This window comes from Caldisalinibacter kiritimatiensis (genome assembly GCF_000387765.1).
In the GTDB taxonomy this organism is placed as follows: domain Bacteria; phylum Bacillota; class Clostridia; order Tissierellales; family Caldisalinibacteraceae; genus Caldisalinibacter; species Caldisalinibacter kiritimatiensis.
The window spans coordinates 13,103-33,214 of the sequence record NZ_ARZA01000269.1 but is presented as its reverse complement, the minus strand read 5'-3'; the positions used below and the strand labels follow the sequence as shown (position 1 = coordinate 33,214).

20 protein-coding genes and 2 other annotated features (1 of these 22 running past the window's edge) are annotated in these 20,112 nt (G+C 29.8%); of the genes, 2 read left to right on the top strand and 18 right to left on the bottom strand.

Annotation, left to right across the window (positions count from 1 at the left end; translation table 11 throughout):
* Positions 1-224: a binding site (T-box leader), on the bottom strand (it extends 3 nt beyond the left edge of the window).
* Between the two features lie 36 nt (positions 225-260).
* Together pgsA and L21TH_RS12415 are read right to left on the bottom strand one after the other, a co-directional pair.
* Positions 261-815 (bottom strand): CDP-diacylglycerol--glycerol-3-phosphate 3-phosphatidyltransferase, encoded by a 555-nt coding sequence (gene pgsA / locus L21TH_RS12420; RefSeq protein ID WP_006317045.1) that lies wholly within the window; start codon positions 813-815, stop codon positions 261-263.
* A gap of 168 nt (positions 816-983) precedes the next feature.
* A complete protein-coding gene (locus L21TH_RS12415) occupies positions 984-1,325 on the bottom strand; it encodes a hypothetical protein (RefSeq protein WP_006317044.1) in 342 nt (113 codons plus the stop codon).
* A 155-nt stretch (positions 1,326-1,480) separates the two neighbouring features.
* Between L21TH_RS12415 and L21TH_RS12410 the strand changes: the two genes are divergently transcribed.
* Positions 1,481-2,485, top strand: a complete 1,005-nt coding sequence (locus tag L21TH_RS12410) for an ABC transporter substrate-binding protein (protein ID WP_006317043.1) — start codon at positions 1,481-1,483, stop codon at positions 2,483-2,485.
* A 34-nt stretch (positions 2,486-2,519) separates the two neighbouring features.
* Here L21TH_RS12410 and trpS read toward each other — a convergent pair whose 3' ends face one another.
* From trpS to L21TH_RS12375, 7 genes are all read right to left on the bottom strand, one after another.
* Positions 2,520-3,524 carry a tryptophan--tRNA ligase gene (gene trpS, locus L21TH_RS12405; protein WP_006317042.1) on the bottom strand — a complete coding sequence of 335 codons (1,005 nt, stop codon included), beginning with the start codon at positions 3,522-3,524 and terminating at the stop codon, positions 2,520-2,522.
* A 102-nt stretch (positions 3,525-3,626) separates the two neighbouring features.
* Positions 3,627-3,839, bottom strand: a binding site (T-box leader).
* 85 nt (positions 3,840-3,924) lie between these two features.
* Positions 3,925-5,286: a sigma-E factor regulatory protein RseB domain-containing protein gene (locus L21TH_RS12400; RefSeq protein WP_006317039.1), complete on the bottom strand. Its 1,362-nt coding sequence runs from the start codon at positions 5,284-5,286 to the stop codon at positions 3,925-3,927.
* Positions 5,279-5,803 carry an RNA polymerase sigma factor gene (locus tag L21TH_RS12395; RefSeq protein WP_006317038.1) on the bottom strand — a complete coding sequence of 175 codons (525 nt, stop codon included), beginning with the start codon at positions 5,801-5,803 and terminating at the stop codon, positions 5,279-5,281. The genes L21TH_RS12400 and L21TH_RS12395 overlap by 8 nt, the downstream gene beginning before the upstream one ends.
* A gap of 372 nt (positions 5,804-6,175) precedes the next feature.
* A complete protein-coding gene (locus tag L21TH_RS12390) occupies positions 6,176-6,940 on the bottom strand; it encodes a TIGR00266 family protein (RefSeq protein WP_006317037.1) in 765 nt (254 codons plus the stop codon).
* Positions 6,941-7,138: 198 nt separating this feature from the next.
* The gene (locus L21TH_RS12385) at positions 7,139-8,026 is read right to left on the bottom strand and encodes an ABC transporter substrate-binding protein (RefSeq protein ID WP_006317036.1); all 888 of its coding nucleotides are present in this window, start codon (positions 8,024-8,026) and stop codon (positions 7,139-7,141) included.
* A 196-nt stretch (positions 8,027-8,222) separates the two neighbouring features.
* Positions 8,223-8,882 carry an ABC transporter permease gene (locus L21TH_RS12380; RefSeq protein ID WP_006317035.1) on the bottom strand — a complete coding sequence of 220 codons (660 nt, stop codon included), beginning with the start codon at positions 8,880-8,882 and terminating at the stop codon, positions 8,223-8,225.
* 26 nt (positions 8,883-8,908) lie between these two features.
* Positions 8,909-10,018, bottom strand: a complete 1,110-nt coding sequence (locus tag L21TH_RS12375) for an ABC transporter ATP-binding protein (RefSeq protein ID WP_006317033.1) — start codon at positions 10,016-10,018, stop codon at positions 8,909-8,911.
* 334 nt (positions 10,019-10,352) lie between these two features.
* On the opposite strand from L21TH_RS12375, the gene L21TH_RS12370 reads away from it, so the two are divergent.
* Entirely contained in the window at positions 10,353-10,559 is a 207-nt protein-coding gene (locus L21TH_RS12370; RefSeq protein ID WP_006317031.1) for a hypothetical protein, read from the top strand.
* Between the two features lie 34 nt (positions 10,560-10,593).
* Here the strand turns inward: L21TH_RS12370 and L21TH_RS12365 are convergent, their stop codons facing one another.
* The 9 genes from L21TH_RS12365 to L21TH_RS12325 form a co-directional block, all read right to left on the bottom strand.
* Entirely contained in the window at positions 10,594-12,648 is a 2,055-nt protein-coding gene (locus tag L21TH_RS12365; RefSeq protein WP_006317029.1) for a thioredoxin domain-containing protein, read from the bottom strand.
* A gap of 143 nt (positions 12,649-12,791) precedes the next feature.
* Positions 12,792-13,430, bottom strand: a complete 639-nt coding sequence (ytaF, locus tag L21TH_RS12360; protein WP_006317027.1) for a sporulation membrane protein YtaF — start codon at positions 13,428-13,430, stop codon at positions 12,792-12,794.
* A gap of 245 nt (positions 13,431-13,675) precedes the next feature.
* On the bottom strand, positions 13,676-15,019 hold the full coding sequence (locus tag L21TH_RS12355; RefSeq protein WP_006317026.1) for an MFS transporter: 1,344 nt from the start codon (positions 15,017-15,019) through the stop codon (positions 13,676-13,678).
* Between the two features lie 34 nt (positions 15,020-15,053).
* Positions 15,054-15,533, bottom strand: a complete 480-nt coding sequence (locus tag L21TH_RS12350) for a flavodoxin family protein (RefSeq protein ID WP_006317025.1) — start codon at positions 15,531-15,533, stop codon at positions 15,054-15,056.
* A 225-nt stretch (positions 15,534-15,758) separates the two neighbouring features.
* The gene (locus L21TH_RS12345) at positions 15,759-17,429 is read right to left on the bottom strand and encodes an ATP-binding protein (RefSeq protein WP_034430146.1); all 1,671 of its coding nucleotides are present in this window, start codon (positions 17,427-17,429) and stop codon (positions 15,759-15,761) included.
* 220 nt (positions 17,430-17,649) lie between these two features.
* The gene (locus L21TH_RS12340; RefSeq protein WP_006317018.1) at positions 17,650-18,114 is read right to left on the bottom strand and encodes a hypothetical protein; all 465 of its coding nucleotides are present in this window, start codon (positions 18,112-18,114) and stop codon (positions 17,650-17,652) included.
* A 278-nt stretch (positions 18,115-18,392) separates the two neighbouring features.
* Positions 18,393-18,695: a YuzF family protein gene (locus tag L21TH_RS12335; protein WP_006317017.1), complete on the bottom strand. Its 303-nt coding sequence runs from the start codon at positions 18,693-18,695 to the stop codon at positions 18,393-18,395.
* Positions 18,696-18,778: 83 nt separating this feature from the next.
* The gene (locus L21TH_RS13910) at positions 18,779-19,669 is read right to left on the bottom strand and encodes an alpha/beta fold hydrolase (RefSeq protein ID WP_006317016.1); all 891 of its coding nucleotides are present in this window, start codon (positions 19,667-19,669) and stop codon (positions 18,779-18,781) included.
* Between the two features lie 88 nt (positions 19,670-19,757).
* The gene (locus L21TH_RS12325) at positions 19,758-20,030 is read right to left on the bottom strand and encodes a hypothetical protein (RefSeq protein ID WP_006317015.1); all 273 of its coding nucleotides are present in this window, start codon (positions 20,028-20,030) and stop codon (positions 19,758-19,760) included.
* Positions 20,031-20,112: the final 82 nt, after the last annotated feature.

Sequence of the window (20,112 nt, the reverse complement as noted above, 5' to 3'; positions counted from 1 at the left end):
AAGGACGAAGGGTATTATTCGCGGTACCACCTTATTTCTATATTCTGCTTTCAAGCAAAATATAGCACTCTTTAGATAACGGATACAACCGTTCAAGCCTACTTTATTTCAGCTTGACAGCTCCAGAGCTACCTTCAATAAACAGAGCCTTGTGAAATCTTTCAGCCGAGGATTCCACTCTCTTTAAAGGATGTTTATCTACTCCTCTCCTTCACAGCTTTTATTATATACAATTTACTTTATATTATATACAATAGACTTTATTTGTCAACATTTTTATTTTCACAGCTATTTTCATTTATTTCTTTAAATCCTATTAAATAATTTATAAATGCTATCACAGTTGTTGTAACTGCTAATAAAACAAAGAAATAATTAATTATTGGACTTATATCTATAGCTATTACTAATATCGCTACATAGAAAAATACTGTTGCTGCTTTTCCATATCTATTCGAAGGAATTACTGTACGGTCTACAAAATAGTATAAAAATAGTGCCCCAGCTATCATAAGTAGCTCTTTAACTCCTACAACTAAAATCACCCAAACAGGTAAATATCCTTTATCCGTAAAGCAAATTAAAACAGTAAGCTGCATGAGTTTGTCAGCTAAAGGGTCTAAAGCTATACCCCACTTAGTCACCATGTTATAAGTCCTTGCTATATAACCATCTAAAACATCAGTTATACCAGCTAGTATAAAAACAAAAGTAGCAATTAAAACATTATTTTCAATGGAAGGTGTATAAAATACATATATAAACGTTGGTACTAAGAAAAATCTAATGGTTGTCAATATATTTGGTATATTCATAATGCACCTCTTCAGTATTTATTGACTATGGTTTTAACTTGCTAAAACTTGTCATATTATCTATTATAATTTTTCTTTATCATTCGTCAAGTTTTATTTATACTTTATTATAGACTTCTACAGTAAAATAATTTTTCCTTCCTATTTATGATAATTTACTTGGAATTATTACTTAATTACCTTTAAACTATATCTTCTCTCTAAATACTCTACTAACCTCTTTACAATATGAATATACTCTTTACTTTTTACATCCCATCGTCTTTGATAATTAGCATATATATACCTTTTTGTATATATCTCATCTTTATTTAATCTATATTCTTTTGTTACTTCTTCATATATGCACAACCGTACTATCCTTCCTTTTCCTTTTTCTAAAGTTTTAGGATTAATACCATAGTCAACATCTTTTTTATGTACAAGAGCAAACCATCTATAAGGACCTATTTTCCCCTTAATAAAACCATATCTAGTTTTATTATTATCAACTTTTATATTTAACTCCATTCTAAAACCTCCCTGATATTTCTATATCTTATGCTATAAACTCCTTCTATATTCAACTTTGATTAAATATAGATACTAACCAATTTTTGTAACCATAATTCATTTGTTGAATATAATGTCTATATAGCTAATTTAATTTTTAGGGAGGAATTAAAGTGAAAAAATTTAAATTTATTTCTTTCATCGTTGTACTTATTTTTATGACATCTACGCTTCTAATTGGCTGCCAAAAGGATAAATTAACTACTGTAAGATTAGTTGAAGTAACTCACTCGGTATTCTATGCTCCACAATATGTAGCCATGACAAAGGGCTTCTTTGAAGAAGAAGGAATAAAAATTGAACTATCTAATGGAAAAGGTGCAGATAAATCAATGACTGCACTACTAAGTGGTCAAGCGGATATCGGTTTCATGGGTCCTGAAGCATCAATTTATGTTTATAATCAAGGTAGAAAAGATTATGCAATAAACTTTGCTCAATTAACTCAAAAGGATGGTTCTTTCTTAGTAGGAAGAGAAAAGGATCCTGACTTTACCTTTGATAAATTAAAAGGTAAAACTATTATTGGTGGACGTAAAGGCGGTATGCCTGAAATGACTTTAGAATATGTTCTAAAAAAACACGATTTAATGCCTGGTAAAGATGTAAATGTAAGGACTGACATACAATTTGCAGTAATGGCAGGAGCTTTTACTGGTGGAGAAGGAGATTATACAACACTATTTGAACCAACTGCTTCATTACTTGAAAAGGAAGGTAAAGGATATATAGTAGCTTCAATAGGTAAAGAAGGAGGATATATCCCTTATACTTGTTACAGTGCTACAAAGAGCTATATTGAAGAAAATCCAGACATAATACAAGGATTTACTAATGCTATTTACAAAGGTATGTTATGGGTACAAAACCACTCAAGTGAAGAAGTTGCTGAAGCTATACAACCACATTTCCCAGATGCAGATAAAGATATTCTTATTACTGTGGTAAACAGATATAAAGAACAAGATACTTGGAAGCCGGACCCTGTACTAACTGAAGAAGGATTAAATCACTTGATGGAAATAATGGAATTAGCAGGTGAGCTTGATGAAAGAGCACCTTATGAAAAAATAGTTACAACTGAATTTGCTGAAAAAGCTATGAATACTACAAAATAAATAAAAGGTCGCTACATATGTAGCGACCTTTTATTTATTTAAATTTTTTCTGTATAAACCCAACTTTTCTATATACTTTTCTTAAAGTTTTCCAAGCTGCTCTTTCTGCTTTATTAGCACCTTCCATATAAACCTTTTCTAAATAATCTTTATTTTTCATTAAGTCTTCTACTTTTTCCCTTATTGGTCTTAATTCTTCTACTATTATCTCTGCTAAATCTTTTTTGAATTTAGCATATCCTTCTCCTTCGTATCTCTGTTCAATTTCTTCCATACTTTCTCCTGTAATCTTTGAATATATATTTAATAAATTCTTTATTCCTGGTTGTTCATCACAATATTTAATTCTATTTAATGAATCAGTAACCGCTCTTTTAACCTTTCTTCTTATGGCATCTGGAGTATCTGTAAGTAATATATAGCTATTTTCGTTTTCATCTGATTTTGACATCTTACTAGTTGGGTCTTGTAAGCTCATTATCCTCGCTCCAACTTTTGCTATATATGGCTCTGGTACTTTAAAGGTCTCACTATATCTATTATTGAATCTTTCTGCTAAATCTCTAGCTAATTCTAAATGTTGTTTTTGGTCTTCTCCTACTGGAACAAGGTCTGTTTGATATAGCAATATGTCTGCTGCCATTAAAACCGGATAAGTAAATAAACCTGCATTAAGGTTAGCTTCATTCTTTTTTGACTTTTCCTTAAACTGAGTCATCCTATTTAATTGTCCCATATACGTCATACAATTTAGTATCCAAGCTAATTCTGCATGAGCACTTACATGGGATTGAATAAACATAGTGTTCTTTTCAAGGTCAAGACCACATGCTATATATTGAGCTAATAATTCTAATGAATTTCTTCTCAAATCTTTAGGTACTTGTGGAACTGTAATTGCATGAAGGTCAACTATGCAATAATAACAATCATAATCATCTTGTAATGATACCCAGTTTTTTATAGCTCCAAGATAGTTTCCTATAGTAACTTTTCCTGAAGGCTGCACTCCACTAAATATTACTTTTTTATCTCCCATTTTAATACCTCCTTCTACAGTTTTAAATGCAGCTAAAGCTGCCTTTTTGGTTATTTGCTTTTCACTATTAGCTTACAAATTAAAAAACCTTTCATCCCTAAAATTAGAGACGAAAGGTTATTCTTCCGTGGTACCACTCTACTTGGTCAAATGACCCACTCTAATCCAATAACGGTGGATAACCGATAAGCCCTACTAAAGTTTCAGACTTACGCTCATGAGTCCATTCAGTATACCTCTACACACCGGGCTCACACCATCCCCGACTCGCTTTAGAGAGATAGTACACTTACTATTCTCAATCATAGCTTTATAATATTATATTACCTTAAAACCTTAAATTTATTATAATTTTATACTAACAATTGCCTACTGTCAAACTATATTTTCCATTTTCATTCTAATGATTAGTCTTCGTTTGAACTTGCTTTATACCTAATTCATTTAATTCTTTTTCATTAATTTGCTTTATTTTCTCTCCCTGTATACTTTCTAAAATTCGAACCATTTTATCTGTATCAATATTACTTACCATTACTACTTCGAAATCTTTAGTAACCCACTTAACTAAGTTACTTTCCCCTATATATACTTTAAACACATTTATTGCATCTTTATTTATTTCTACCCATCCGGTACCTAATTGTCCATGTTCAGCATCTTTAACATAATAATCGGTTTTTGGTTCAATAGTAACATACACATCTAAATATTCTTCACTACTTGCTTCAGTAAACTTCAATAAATAATCATAAATAATATTGTCTTCTAATCTTACTGTACTTATTAATTGTAATTCTTGTGATACTTGGTTAATTAACTTTTCAGTTCCTTTCCATGATTCTTTCACTTCACTTATATCTACTTTTTCATTTAGTTGTACTACATTTTTATTATCCCCTATTTGATAATTGAAAGCTGTGTCTTCTATTTCAGGATTTATTTCTAAACTTATAAACTGATTGATTAGTTTTCTATCTTCTGGTAAGTTTAATTCCTTCTTTAATGGTAATTTTGTCTTCTTATCTACCCATATTTTATTATATATATCACTATCTGCAAATCTATACTTAAATATATCTGCTTCTCTTCCTAAAATAGTTTCACTTCCTATTTTTATCACTTCTTCAGCTTGAGTTAATTCTTGTATCTGCTTACCTATATGATAGCGCCACAATTCTTTCTTTGGATTGCTATAATCTACTGTTACATTATTTCCTTCAACAGTGTATAGTTTTTCTCCGTCACTTATCATTGTTCGTTTATAACCATCATATTCATGAACTGCAACGTATTTATTAGGCTTTTTATATCTAACATCTATGGTTTCAATATAATCTATCGCTCCATTATTTAATGAGCGTATTTCAATAGTTCCTGAATAACTTATTAACTCTTCATAAGCCTCTACCATTGCATATACAATATTATTTGAACCAAAAAATTCTGTTTCGTTATTATTTTCTAGATTGTTAATAAAAGGTACTCTAAAAAGACTTCCCGCTGTAATTACTAAAGCTAACACAGCAGCTATTGCTGTTAATCTTATTAATGAAAATTTCTTTTTATTCTTTACTCTTTTTTCATTATTATCTTTCTTTAATCTTTTCACGGCTCTTATAGTTTCAAATAAATCTTCTAGCTCCTCAATCTCTTTATCATTTAATTCTTTATATGCCCTTGGTTTCATTTCTTTGGTTAAATCATCTATGAATGAGTTAATTATCTCTTCTTTTTGAAGATTTTTATTATCCTTATTCATTAAAATAACCTCCTTCTACTAATCTATTTTTTAGCTTTTTAAGTGCTCTATATTGCATACTTTTAATTGTTCCAATTGGCTTATCTAACATATCTGCCACTTCATCAATTTTATATCCCTCTATAATTCTAAGTTTAAGTATTTTCCTTTCTGTTTCAGAAAGCTGCTCTAAAGCCTTTTCTACTAAAATATTGTCTTCTATACTTTCTTTTTTAGCACTTGGCTCTAACCCATTTTCTTTTAATTCTTCAAGCATTATTACATTGGGTTGTCTTTTTCTCTTTCGCCATGTGTCATATACTGTATTACGTGCTGACGTATACAGATAGGCTTTAATTTTATTTTCACTTATATTATTTTTCTCTATTTGCTTATATACCTTTTGGAACACATCTTGGGTAAGTTCTTCAGCTTCTTGCTTATTCTGTACCTTATAGTATATAAACTTATAGATTTGTGGCCACAATTCCTTATAGGTCTGAGTAAAATCAAACCTAAGTCTTGAAACATGTTTCATTTTTTTCACCCCAGTTTTATTTGTTCTATAATAGTAAACGTTACAGTTGTATTTTCGTTTCAAAGTTAACTCGGTAAATTTTTACATGTGTATATTTATTTTACTTTCTTTTAGTATTTCCTTCTGTTGATTATAGATAAAAAAGCGAGCATAGCTCGCTCCGCTAGGGGAACCTAGTTCCCCTTCGGCGGATGTTTAACATCCTGAACACCCCTCTTAAAACGGCAGGGGACCCTGTCCCCTACAACCCCTATTTTTTATTCTCTTACAAAATTTTCTGTACTGCTTAGATGCAGTATTTATCCATGTTCCAGCAATTCAATGAGTTATACTTTCCTATAGAATAAAAAAGTAGCCATTTAAGGCTACTTTTTAGTCCCCACTTAGGATATCATCTATTAAACTACCACCTATTCCTCCTAATCCTTTTTTCTCACCTACTTGCCTAAAATTTGCTGAAGATAAAATTCTGTCTGCTAGTCTTGATAACGGTAAGCTTTGTAAGTACACAGTTCCTGGGCCAGTTAAATTTGCTAGAAATAATCCTTCTCCTCCAAATAAAGCATTCTTAAATCCTCCAACAAATTGTATATCATAATTCACTGTATTAGAAAATCCAACTATACATCCTGTATCTACTTTTATTGTCTCATATGGAGAAAGTTCCCTTTTTATAATTGTACCACCAGCATGAACAAATGCCATACCATTACCTTCTAATCTTTGAAGAATAAAACCTTCTCCTCCAAAGAAACCTGCTCCTAATTTTCTAGTAAATGCTACTTCTATTTCCACTCCCCTTGCTGCACATAAAAAGGCATCCTTTTGACACGTAAAACTTCCTCCAAATTTGTCTAGTTCTATTGGTATGATTTTTCCTGGATAAGGGGCACCAAAAGCTACATGTCCTTTACCTCTACCATTATACATAAAAGTAGTAATAAAAAAACTTTCACCTGTAATCATTCTTTTAAATCCTTTAAATAAACCTCCACCAGTAGAAGTTTGCATGACTATTTCATCATCCATATACATCATTGTACCTGCTTCTGCTCTTACACCTTCACCTGGGTCTAGCTCAATTTCTACTATTTGCATGTCATCTCCATGAATTTTGTAATCAATTATATCTGCCATATACAAACGCCACCTTTCAAAATTTATTTTTAGGTCTAATTATCATACTAAAATAATGTATATAATTTCATATTTAAACGTTAAATAAAACCTACTACCTTTATGTATATTCTATAATATCCATTCAAATACCTTTAAATTCAATGTAAAATATTTGTTATTAAAAATGGCACACTATCTAGTGTGCCATAAACTTAACTATTCTATTATTCCCTCTGATTTTAACCATTCTAAAGCTACTTTTTTAGCATCTTTTTTCTCAATATCTACTTGTGCATTTAATTGTCTCATTACTTCATCATTTAATTTCCCCGCTAAAGAATTAATTGCATCTTCTAATTGAGGATACTTTTCTAATGTATCTTTTCTAATAATTGGAGCTGCATAGTATGGTGGAAAATAGTTTTTATTATCCTTTAAAGTCACTAACTTAAATGCAGCTATTCTACCATCCGTAGCAAAAGCAGTATTAACATCTACTTTATCATCTTTTACAGCCCTATATGTTAATCCAGGGTCCATTCCCTTCACATCTTTAAAATTCATATCATATGCTTTTTTCAAGCCTTTATATCCGTCAACTCTTTCAAGAAACTCTTGAGTACCTGCTAACACTAAATTAGGTGCATGCTTCTTTAAATCAGAAAAAGTTTGTATACCTAACTCTTCTACCTTATCTTTCTTCATAGCTAAAGTATAAGTATTGTTAAATCCTAATGGCTCTAACCAAATTAAATTTCTATCTTCTTCATATACTTTCTTTACTTTTTCATAAACTGCATCTGGGTCGTTCATAGCTTCCATACCTAATATACTTAATAAAGCAGTACCTGTGTATTCAACGTATACATCTAGGTCTCCTCTTTCTAACGCTTTATCTACCACATTAGTTCCACCAAGGTATGGTTTAGTTTCTACTTCAACATCTGTTTTGCCTTCAATAACCCCTTCTAATAAATACACTAACAACTCTTGTTCTGTAAAGTTTTTTCCTCCTATAACTATTCTTTCACTGTTTTCAAAACCACATCCTACTACAGTAGACATAGTTATTGCTAATAATAAAATTAACGCTATTCTTCTCATCTCACCACTCTCCTTCTAATTTTTGGTTAATTTTCATTAATTTTACATGTTTTTGCAATGTACAATATGCTTCTACACGCCTATAGAATTTGTGTTTGTATTTAAATATAATTGTCTAAAGAGTATATTTTAAAATTAGATAAGTTAATAATGTATTCGGTAAGATAAAAATTATTTAAATTAATTTGGTAAGGTCTTATTTTCTTACCCCTTTAGGAGTTACTTTATATTCTAAAAACTTAAGTACATTATCAAATATTAATGCCAACACAGCTGCAGGTACAGCACCAGCAAGTATTAAACTAGTAGTAGATGTCTGAATACCTCTAAATATTAAATCTCCTAGTCCTCCAGCACCTATCATTGAAGCCAATGTTGCTACACCTATAATTAATACACTAGCTGTTCTAATACCAGCCATTATAACCGAAAGTGCTAAAGGTATTTCTACCATAAATAAAATTTGTAGTGAAGTCATTCCCATACCTTTGCCGGCTTCAATCGCTGCCTTATCAACATTTATAATACCAGTATACGTATTTCTTAATATAGGTAAAAGACCGTAGACAGTTAATGCTACTATAGCTGGTACTTTTCCTATACCTAAAAGTGGTATCATAAATCCTAACAAAGCTAAACTTGGTATGGTTTGAAAAATAGATACTATTCTTATAATTGGGTCTGCAAGTTTTCTATTTCTAGTTAAAAACACACCTAAAGGTACAGCAACTAGAACAGCAAAACATAACGCTATTAAAGTTAATTGTATATGCTCTAATGTCCCCTCTAATATTTGAGGCCATCTATCTAAAACTATATCCTTAAAAATTGATATAAAAGTACTTGCTCCTGTCATAGAACAGCTCCTTTCTATTTATATTTTTAAACATTTTCTGCCATTAGCTCTATTATACTAGCTCTAGTAAGTACTCCTTTCAGAATACCATTTTCAGTTACTACTGGTAAATAAGACATCTGATTTTCTGTAATCAGCTTTATAGCTTCCTCTAATGGTCTATCTTCTTGTATCATAGGTATATCTGTCCTCATAATATCGCTTAATTCTAAATCCTCATTATCAAAGTTTTTATGAAGATCCCATATGCCAGCTATCCCCATAAGCTTCTTAGAATTGTCAACTACAAGTAAAGTTTCCACTCTATTTTTTCTCATTTCTTCAAGTGCTTCAGCTAAGCCTTTTTCGGGTCTAGATGTAATAGGTTTTTCAATAAGTTTTTTAATAGGTGGAAGTATATTTAACTTATTTAATCTCTCTTCTCCAATGAAAGATGTTACGAACTCATTTTTAGGATGACGAAGAATTTTATCTGGAGTGTCTAACTGTACAATTTTCCCTTTTCTCATTATACAAATTCTATCTGCTATTTTTAATGCCTCGTCCATATCGTGTGTTACAAATACAATTGTCTTTTTTAATTCTTCTTCTAATTTTACTAATTCCTCTTGTAATTGCTCGCGACTTATAGGGTCCAATGCACTAAAGGGCTCGTCCATTAAAATAATAGGAGGATCTGCTGCTAATGCTCTAATAACTCCAACTCTTTGCTGTTGACCTCCACTTAACTCAGATGGATAACGGTTTTTGTATACAACAGGATCTAAAGCTACCATATCTAAAAGCTCGTCGACTCTTTTCATGTATTTAGATTCATCCATCTTTTTCAGCTTAGGAACTAATGCTACATTTTCTGCTATTGTCATATGTGGTAAAAGTCCTATCTGTTGTATAACATATCCGATATCACGTCTCAGTTCTACTGGGTTAAGTGTACTTATCTCTTTTCCATCAATAAAAATTTTACCTTCCGTTGGTTCAATTAATCTGTTTATCATTCTCATAGTTGTAGTTTTACCACAACCACTAGGGCCAATTAATACTAATAGCTCACCTTTTTTCACATGAAGGTTTATGTTATCCAAAGCACGAAATCCATCTTCATAAACCTTTGAAATACCTTCAAATTTTATCATAGGCAACCCCTCCTTTTTCGACATAATTTGACGCTATATTTTATCATTGATAAGCTTTTAACTCAATGAATCTGTGAGTTTATTTATATGCATCACAAAATATTTATAGAACTCACATACAATTATATCATATATTCTCAGATATCCTCCCAATTTCAGTATTATAACACATTTTCCTCATAATTTAAAATCTATAGGTATATTACGTAAACTTTTTAATTTTCAGATTTTTGTCGCTTGTTGTCATCAATTATTTTATTTAAAACTCTTTTTTAATAATATTTATAACCTTTCAACAAAATAATATAAATATATAAAAGAAAGGAGGAATATAATGCCTTGGAAAAAAGGAAAGGTTAGATTTGATGATGGAACTGTTTATCCAGCTGAACTATTAGTTAAAGATAATGGAGAAGTTTGGAATATGAAAGTTTACAAAGATGGTGGAGTCATAGAAGAAATAGATGCTCAAGAGTTCGCTAGTAAATTTGGGAAAAGTGCTGAAGAAGTTTATCCTTTCAGATACGAAATCGAAGATTAGTTTTAAAATGAAAAAGATAGCTGAGAATCACATCTCAGCTATCTTTTTTATATTCTAGTAATTTTTTAAATACTTCTATTTCATTAGTTGGCTCATTACAAGTAAAATCTTCACATATATATGCTGTAGCTTTATTATTAATCTGCTCCTGATTCTTTGTAAATGGAGCTATATGGTACAATCTGTGATTTCCAGTATTCAATACAACTGTTGCGAAAGGTAAAAATCTTTTATTCAATATTTTTAACATCTCTTTAGTATCTTCTTTATCCCCTACTATAACAATCTCCTTTACTGAAACATTACTAAATAATACTGCTAGCATAAAATATGAATATCCATTTGGAGCTTTCTTTACTTTATTTGCAAATACTTTGAAAATTATATCAACTTTTTCTTCTAATTTAGTATCACCTATCATTTTAGATAGCTTAAGCATATTTAGTGCAGCCACTGAATTTCCAGAAGGTATAGCACCATCATAAACCTCTTTTGGTCTGACTACAAGTTGTTCGCTATCCTTACCATTCAAATAAAAGCCACCATGACCTTCATCCCAGAATAGCTCTATCATACTCTCTGTTAATTCTATTGCTTTTTCTAGATATTCTACTTTAAATGTAGTTGTATAAAGCTCCATAAGTCCCCAAGTTAAAAATGCATAATCATCAAGATATGCATTATATGCAGCTTCCCCATCTCGATATCTGGCAAGTAATCTTCCATCTTCACTTATTAATTTATTATATATAAAATCTACTGCTTTTTCAGCTGAATCTTTATATTCTTCATTATTAAATACTCTAGATGCTATTGATAATGCAGCAATCATAAGCCCATTCCATGCAGTTAAAATTTTATCATCCTTATGGGGATGAACTCGTCTTTCTCTATAATTATATAATTTTTTATTTAAGCTCTCTAGCTTATTTTTAAGTTCCTTATCTTTCTCTATATTTTTTAAATTAGTTTTTATTAGATTAGGAATATTTTTCCCCTCAAAATTACCCCTTTCTGAAATATCATAGTATTTACAATATAGTTTACCATCTTCTTCACCTAATACTGATTCTATTTCTTCTACTGTCCAAAGATAAAATTTTCCTTCTTCTCCTTCAGAATCAGCATCTAGTGCCGAGTAAAATCCACCTTCTTCTGACATCATTTCTCTAAATACATAAGTAAAAATCTTTTCAACTATTTCTTTAAACAAGTTATTACCTGTGACCTGATATGCTTCAGTATAAGCTATAGCTAAAAGAGCATTATCATAAAGCATTTTTTCAAAATGGGGTACTAGCCACTTATTATCTACTGAATATCTAGCAAACCCATAGCCTACATGGTCAAATATTCCACCTTTATACATTGATACAAGGGTTTTTTCTACCATTTCTAACGCTGTTTTTTTACCATAAGCCTTATAATACCTAAGTAAAAACAGTAAGTTATGGGGAGTAGGAAATTTAGGTGATTGCCCAAATCCTCCATATAAACTATCATAGAATATATCGAATTCATTATATGTTCTATGTACAGTTTCTTCCCCTATATCCTCTGTTTTTTTAGTTTCTATAGAATTTTTTATTGCATTTAGTATTTGATTACTTGAATTTATAAGGGTGTTTTTTTCATTGTGCCACATTTCCTTTACCTTGGTAAGTAATTCTATTAACCCCTTTCGTCCATATTTGCTCTTCTTTGGAATATATGTACCTGCAAAAAATGGTTTCTTATCTGGAGTCATTATTATTGTCAAAGGCCATCCACCATGTCCTGTCATTGCTTGGCAGAAGTTCATATAGATATTATCTATATCTGGCCTTTCTTCTCTATCTGCTTTAATTGAAATAAAATGCTCATTTAATATTTCTGCAACTTTTTCGTCTTCAAAGGACTCTCTTTCCATCACATGGCACCAATGACAGGTAGAGTAACCAATACTTAAAAATACGGGTTTGTCTTCCATTTTAGCCTTTTCAAATGCTTTTTCACTCCAAGGATACCAATCTACTGGATTATGAGCATGTTGTAATAGATATGGAGATTTTTCGTTTATTAATCTATTAGTAGTTATGTTAGTTACCATTTAATCACTTCCTATCTCAATTTATTCGTATATATTTTTCACTATTAATATAGGAGGTATTCATAAAAAAACACTAAAGTCGCCTTTTTAAAAGATTGGTTACTAGAACTAGTGACAGGAAATATATTAAGAATAAAAAACTTTTATACTAATTTTAGTAATCCAATGATAATAAGTAGTAGACCAGGAATAAAATAAGTCCCTTTATTTTCTTTAAATAGCTTAAATTTTTGACCTAAAGTAAGTCCTCCTATTATTGCTAACATATTAAAGCAAAAGGCTAATATTAAAACCTGAATATAGTTTATGTCTCCAATTGCACTTGCAAAACCAACTCCCAAGGAATCTAAAGATAGAGCAGTACCCAAATATATTGCCTCTTTTGCATCTATATCTCCAGAGACATCCATATCAGCTTTTGAAGCATCTACTGCAATTTTAATTACAATTCCTAAGTTATTTAGCTTAACATCTGTAATATTATAGTCATCTTCACCTTTTTTTCTTTTTTCATATATTAAATATTTTATATATCCCTCTAAAATAAAATAACACCCTAATCCAACTAAAATAATACAGCTAATAATAGACGCAAATTCCTTAAATATTAAAGTCTTTACAAAATGACCAAATACCATTGATATAAATAAGAAAAAAATTGTCACTAAATTGATTATAACAATGGACAATTTAGGTATGTTTATATTTTTTAAACCATATGATACTCCTATAGTAAAGGAATCTATAGAAAGAACTAATGCTATTAACAATGATTGAAGCATTTGTACAACTCTCCTTTACATTTAATTTATCATAATAATAATGTTACCTAAAAAGTATTATATATAATTAACTTAATTTGGAAATATAAGTTGAAATTTAATTTTCAAAAAACAACAAAAGAATCAGACCAATACTAAAACTTTGGCCCGACTCTTTTATCATACCCTTTTAAGAAATACAAGTATTGAAATTAAATAATTTGAACTAATAATAACTAAAAGAAACAAAAACAATAGTGCAGAAATTAACAAACCTGCTCCTCCTCAGATGGTTGTTCCTCATATTTCATAAAAATAACTAAAGCAATTCCCCCAATAATTGCTGCAACAACACCTGTCAATCTAATCCCTAAATCATCCCCAACATCTTTACCTAACAAAAGTATTGAACTAAATGCTACCATAGCAATCATTTGTCCAAGTTTATTCATAAAGGTCTGTACTGCAAAGTACATCCCCGCTTTGTTCTCTCCTGTTCTTATACCATCATAATGTGCAATATCTGCACATATAGCGTTTGGTAATATACCAAATACTGCAAAGCCTACTCCAGCTAATAATACAAAAATAATAGCTTGAATTGTTACTGAAAATGAAAAAATCCCAAGGAATGAACAGTAAAAATAAGCTAATATTAACATTATCATTGCAAACACACAAAGCTTCTTTTTCCCATATATTTTAGAAAATTTATTCACTGCTGGATATAGTAAAAATGCTATTATGCCTGTTAATGCAGTAACTATTGTTACCCATGTTTCATTAAGCTGTAAAAGTACTGATACATAATATACATTTCCTGTTTGAAAAATTGTAATAGCTATACCATACGCTAGAAAAAATATCTCAAAAATCAAAAAATTCTTGTTGCTTAGAGTTGATTTTATTGACTTCATAAAGTTTACAGAAGAAGGTTTGTAGTCTACATATTTTTTTTCATCAATGAATAAAACCGGTATCATCATAAATATAAACCCAACTATACATAATAAAGCAAGAGTAATTCTTATTGATGTTGTAAGAGAATATCCCATATTTACAAAAATAGGCCATATGTAGGCTGCTCCACTTGCAACTATATATCCTAAGAACCATGTTAATGCTATGTATGTTGATAAATCTATACGTTCCTTTTCAGTCTTACCTAATTCAGATGTTAAAGCAAAATATGGTGTTACATACATAGTAAAGAATATGTAATATAAAAGTAATGTTGTTGTTAACCAGAATGTGTTAATTGTTAAATTATTTGATGGTGGTAAAAACACAAGTAATGTTAATACTGTAAATGGTACTGCTGCGACCTTCATAAAGGGTATTCTTCTACCCTTTGGATTCTTACTACGGTCGCTTAAACCTGCAATCCAAGGGTCGGTTATTGAGTCCATTAAACGTCCTAACATCGTTATAAGCCCTATAACAGTTAAAAATCCAAATACAGAACCTCTAGGAATATAAGCTGGAATATCCACAGTTGAAGGCGGATTGTAAAACCAAACTAACCAAACTTGAATAATCCCCGATAGAATAGACCATCCAAATTGACCAACTGCATATGCCCATTTTATTTTATTTGTTAATTTTCCCACTGTATGCCCCCCTAATATAATATGATGTTCTATTTTATTTAACTAGCTGATGTATCCACTGTTTTGCTTTATCTGTATTTTCATCTATATTATTTTTCTTAGGTTCTATAAAACCAATTTGACCAATCACTTCGTTACCTTGTAATTTGTGACTAAACTTTTCGAAAACTTTACCTTCTCTTCCTCCATAACAAGAAAAGAGTGCAATTTTTTTATCTTTAAGTGATACTTGTGAAAATAAAGTGTTAAAGGATGGTGCGTATGAACCTGCCCAAACAGGACTTCCAAAAACAATTAAATCATATTTATCAAAATTTTTATTATATGGTTCTAATTCAGGTTTTTTATTGAATACTACATTCATTCCACCTAAGAAAAATTTAAGAAAACCTTTTTTAGGTATGTCTTTTTTAGGCCTTAATCTTAATACATCACAATTAATCTCTTCTGCTATAGTATCAGCAATTAACTTTGTATTCCCTTCTAATGAATAATACACAACTAACGTTTTCATAGTCTAAATCATCCCCTTTTTAATATTATATTTTTATTCCCTTATATTTTTTATCACCCCTATTTAGTAAAAGTTTAGTTTGTATTTTACTAATTTATACTTATATTTTATAACTTTTTTTACCTATTTTTCAACTTTATTTGTAATTTTCTTGAAATTAAAAATATTGTATATAAAATAAATATAAAGACCCTGAATTTTCAATCAGGGTCTTTATATTTATTTCTATTCACTTATAGTATCAGGAATTGTAATTATAAAATGGTTACCATCTTCTTTAACTACTAATTCTATTTTACCTCCATATTTTTCTATTGTTTTCTTAACAATATAAAGTCCTAACCCGTCTCCTTCTTTTCCTTTTGTACTAAATCCCTTATTAAAGATTTTTTGTCCTATATCTTCTGTAATAATAGGTGTATTATTAAATACTTCAAAAACATAGTTACCTAAATCATAATCTATCTTTATCTTTAGAACTTTATGTTCATCATTTGAGTGTATTAAAGCATATATTGCATTTTTAATAAGATTTGATATAACTTTTGTCAAATCATAAGTTTTAATTGGTAATTCTTTAGATATTTTGACCACATCAAGAACAACCTCTATGCCATATTCTTTGGCTTCATTAATAGCTGTATTGATTGTTGCTTCAAGCTCTGGAATGCCTATTTCATAATTCTGATGTATAGATTTACCTTCATTTGAAACCCTTTTTAAATAATCTAAAGCCCGTTTAGGTTGTCCCATTTGTATTAATCCCTGTATAATTTGTAAGTGATTCATAAAATCATGTTTATACATTCGAAGTTTTTCATTTGCTTGCTGTGTAACATTTAATTTATATGCTACCATTTCTTTATCAGTGATTATACGTGACAATATTAGAATTTCAATAATTATAAAAATTGACACTATAATACTAATGAACCCTATAATCCAGAGACTTCCTTTTACTCCCCTTTCTGTTTCCCCCATAAGACTTTCAATAGGTATAGCACTAGCAATATACCAATTTAAAGGCTTAATCGCACAAACCCCCAAAAGATAGTCAATATCATTTAGTTCTAATTCTTTCATTACTGGCCCTTTAGTTACATAATCTAATCTTTCTTTCAAATTAGGTGTTATAGTATGTAAAGACTTATAAATAACAGGTTCAAATTCTTCGTCGCATATAGCCAGCTCATTATCTGGTGTTAAAGTTGATTTATTATACAATTCCATTATCTTATCTTTATTTATAAAAGCTAAAATGTATCCCACAACATAATCCTTCATCCCTGCTTTGTCTTCCTTAGAGCCTTCAGGAATTATATGATAAATCTTTCTGGCGATGATAAGTTTCTCTTCTTCAATTTTCTTATCTTTACTAACAAGCCAATCAGGTTTAACATTAAACCATAACTCGTCTTTTTTTGCACTCACCATTTGATTATATATTTCTCCGTTATAAAATTTCTCTTTATCTACTTTAAATGTATTGTTAACTTTATAAATACGCCTATCATTAGTAAAACAAATAGCTTCATCTATATGATAATTTTCTTTAACTATGTTTGACATTCTTTCTTGTATGTAATTGTCAAAATAGTCTTGATATTTCTTCTTTACTGTATGATATCTTGCTATTGAAGCTCCTATTGCCATATTATTAGTAAATGAACTCACCTTTTCAGAAATATCACTAAAACTTAATTCTATTGATTCTGTAGTCTTTATAAGCACTCGTTTTGAAGTATCTATTTTTTCTTGTTTTACAACATTTAATGTATGAGTATATATAAAATAAATATAAAAAAGAATTGGTAAATAAATTAGCAAAATTAAAACTAAAACAAATCTTAACCGCAATCCTCTAGAGTTTAAAACTTTATTAAAAAATTTATTCATTTAACCACTCCGTTTCCTTATCTAGGTCAATTTATTTTATTAGTAAATTTTACTTATAGTTTAGTTCTATCATACTATATTATAGCATATTTATAGCATATTTCGACAAAAGTAGAGAGTGTAAAATTGTAGTTTTCAGTTCCTTCAATTAATGCACTAAAAAAGACACTTCTTTTCAAAGTGCCTTCCATCCAATAAATATCTACTTTCATTTTAAATATTACCATTCTTTTTTATCAGTATAGTATACTTTACTACTTCTCATGTGAGTAATATGCATTTTTCCTTTATTTTGCTGATTAAAATTATTTAATATTTCTGTTTTTGCTTTGTTTAAATTTTTCTTTAACTCATTTCTACATTCCGGACAATATTTATAATGTGCTGAAAGTAAAAGACAACCACATCTTTTACATTCAATATTGACGTATTCATTGGGAATTTCTACTAAACGACCTTCCCTAACAAATCTTTTAGTGACATGATACGGAATCCCTGTTTCCATTTCTATCTCAAAAGCAGTTGCTCCTGGAAATTCTTTTAAATATTTTCTTATAGTCTCAAATGTATCTTCTATAATTTTATAACAATCATCACAATAAGGTCGAATTGAATTTGCATCTATAGATTTTTTACAACGAATACATTTTTTTGTATATACACCTATTTTAGAATTACTTTTCATAAGTACCTCCATCCAGTTCTAGTTCCTTCTAATCCAATAATACACCTAATTACCTAAAATATAAATAGTTATAGAGTCTTATAAATAAAAATCAGCTAAATTTACTTATAGGTGCTAGGTACTTGATACTGGGTAGTAGAAATACAAAATTACAAAACTAAGTTGACTATTGGATTTTACCTACTAGCCTTTGCTAAATACTAGTACTAATTAAAGTACTAAAAAATAATAACCTAAAAAGTGAGTTAAGGAAATTTTTCCTTAACTCACTACAACTGTTAATCAATATTTGGCATTATATGAACTATTTCCTGTATTCTAATAAAGAAAACTGAATCTCCACCGCATACTTCTTTTAATACGATATGGTCTGGTTTAACATCGGCTAATTTTCCTTGTATAGAACCCCTTACTGTTTCAACAATTATTTTTTTACCTATAATACTCATCAAAGTATCAACTACAAAAGGGTCTATACAAGATACTTGCATTGGCATATTCATAGGAGGCATATTTGGTGGTCTGTTCGTAGAAGGCATCCTCCTAGGCATAGGCATATTATTATAAGGATAATTATTCACTACTTTCACCCCATTCTTTATTTTGTATTATATTTTATGTAATTTTAAACAAACTGGTGAAAGTGTTTATATCTAAATAGATTCTAATTTTGTCTAAAAAATTTTACTGCTAAATTATTAAATTGTTGTGCTTCTTCTATTTGAGGAACTAATCCACTTTTTTTAAAAATATATGTATTGAACAATGGATTTAATTGTTTAAAATCATATATATTTTGTACACTACTTAACTTCGCCTTTTCCCCCCAAACGATAAGTACAGGTTGCTTTATACTAGATAAAAAGGGTACTATGTTTATATTGCTAAATCCTGATACAAAGGAAGCAGGAGCATACTTAGCATTAGGACATTGATGTGCAGCACCAAAGGTATATTTTATTACAAAAGGAGTTACATTTTTTAAGTTTTCATATATGAAGGTTTTTAAAAAATACTCTACACTCCTAATAGAAATAAAAGAATTATATACAGCATCACCATATACTGGACTTGTAAATATATTATAAGTTGTAAAACTTGCCTCACAGGGTATGCTAGAATTGCTCCTAATCCCTGATGGAGTAATAAGTACTAGTGACTTAACCCATCTTGAAGCATAAAAAGCAATAAAAAAGGAATATGCTGCCGATAGTCCACTACTAATGATATAGCAAGGTCTTTTTATCTTTTCTTGAATAAATTCAAGTATTGCTCTACAATATACTGAAGAAGTATATTTTATCGGATTCTTTTCTGACCTACCAAATCCAGGTAAATCTATAGCATAAACTTTATAGTTTTTAGATAATTCATTAAAATTTTTTCTCCAAGTAAAATTTGATGCTCCTCCATTAATACCATGTATTAATAATAAAGCCTCTCCTTTGCCTTTTTCTGTATAATATATCTTCCCTTCTTCACTTTGAAAAAAACCATCTTCTCCACCTAAAACATTTGGTATAGTTGGAAGACAAATCGGTCTATATACACCCATATAATATTCCCTCCTATAGCCATTCTTAATATACTCTATTTGTAATGTAGGAATATTATACGAGTAAAGAGTCTCTTTTTTCCATGTATTAAAAAAAGCCCGGTTCAGGTCCAAAAACAAATTCTAGATTTATTGTTCTAACTGGTGTAACATATATTGTTAAAACTGCAGTAGGGGATTCCCTTCTTGTACCAGACTCAAATATTACATCAAAGTCTATATTGGCCTTTATAAGCAAAGAAATAGCAGCATTCAACTGAGCTATTTCTATAATATCTGCATTCAACAGCTTTTTAAATACTTCTGTTGAAAAAATTTTCGCTAACTTTTTGTTAATTGGATAAAAACTATCACCCGCCATAATAAATCCCCTTTATACTTTCTCATATTATTATATGTATAAATATAGCTACCGTGAAATAGTTGAGTAAAAAAAAGATGTC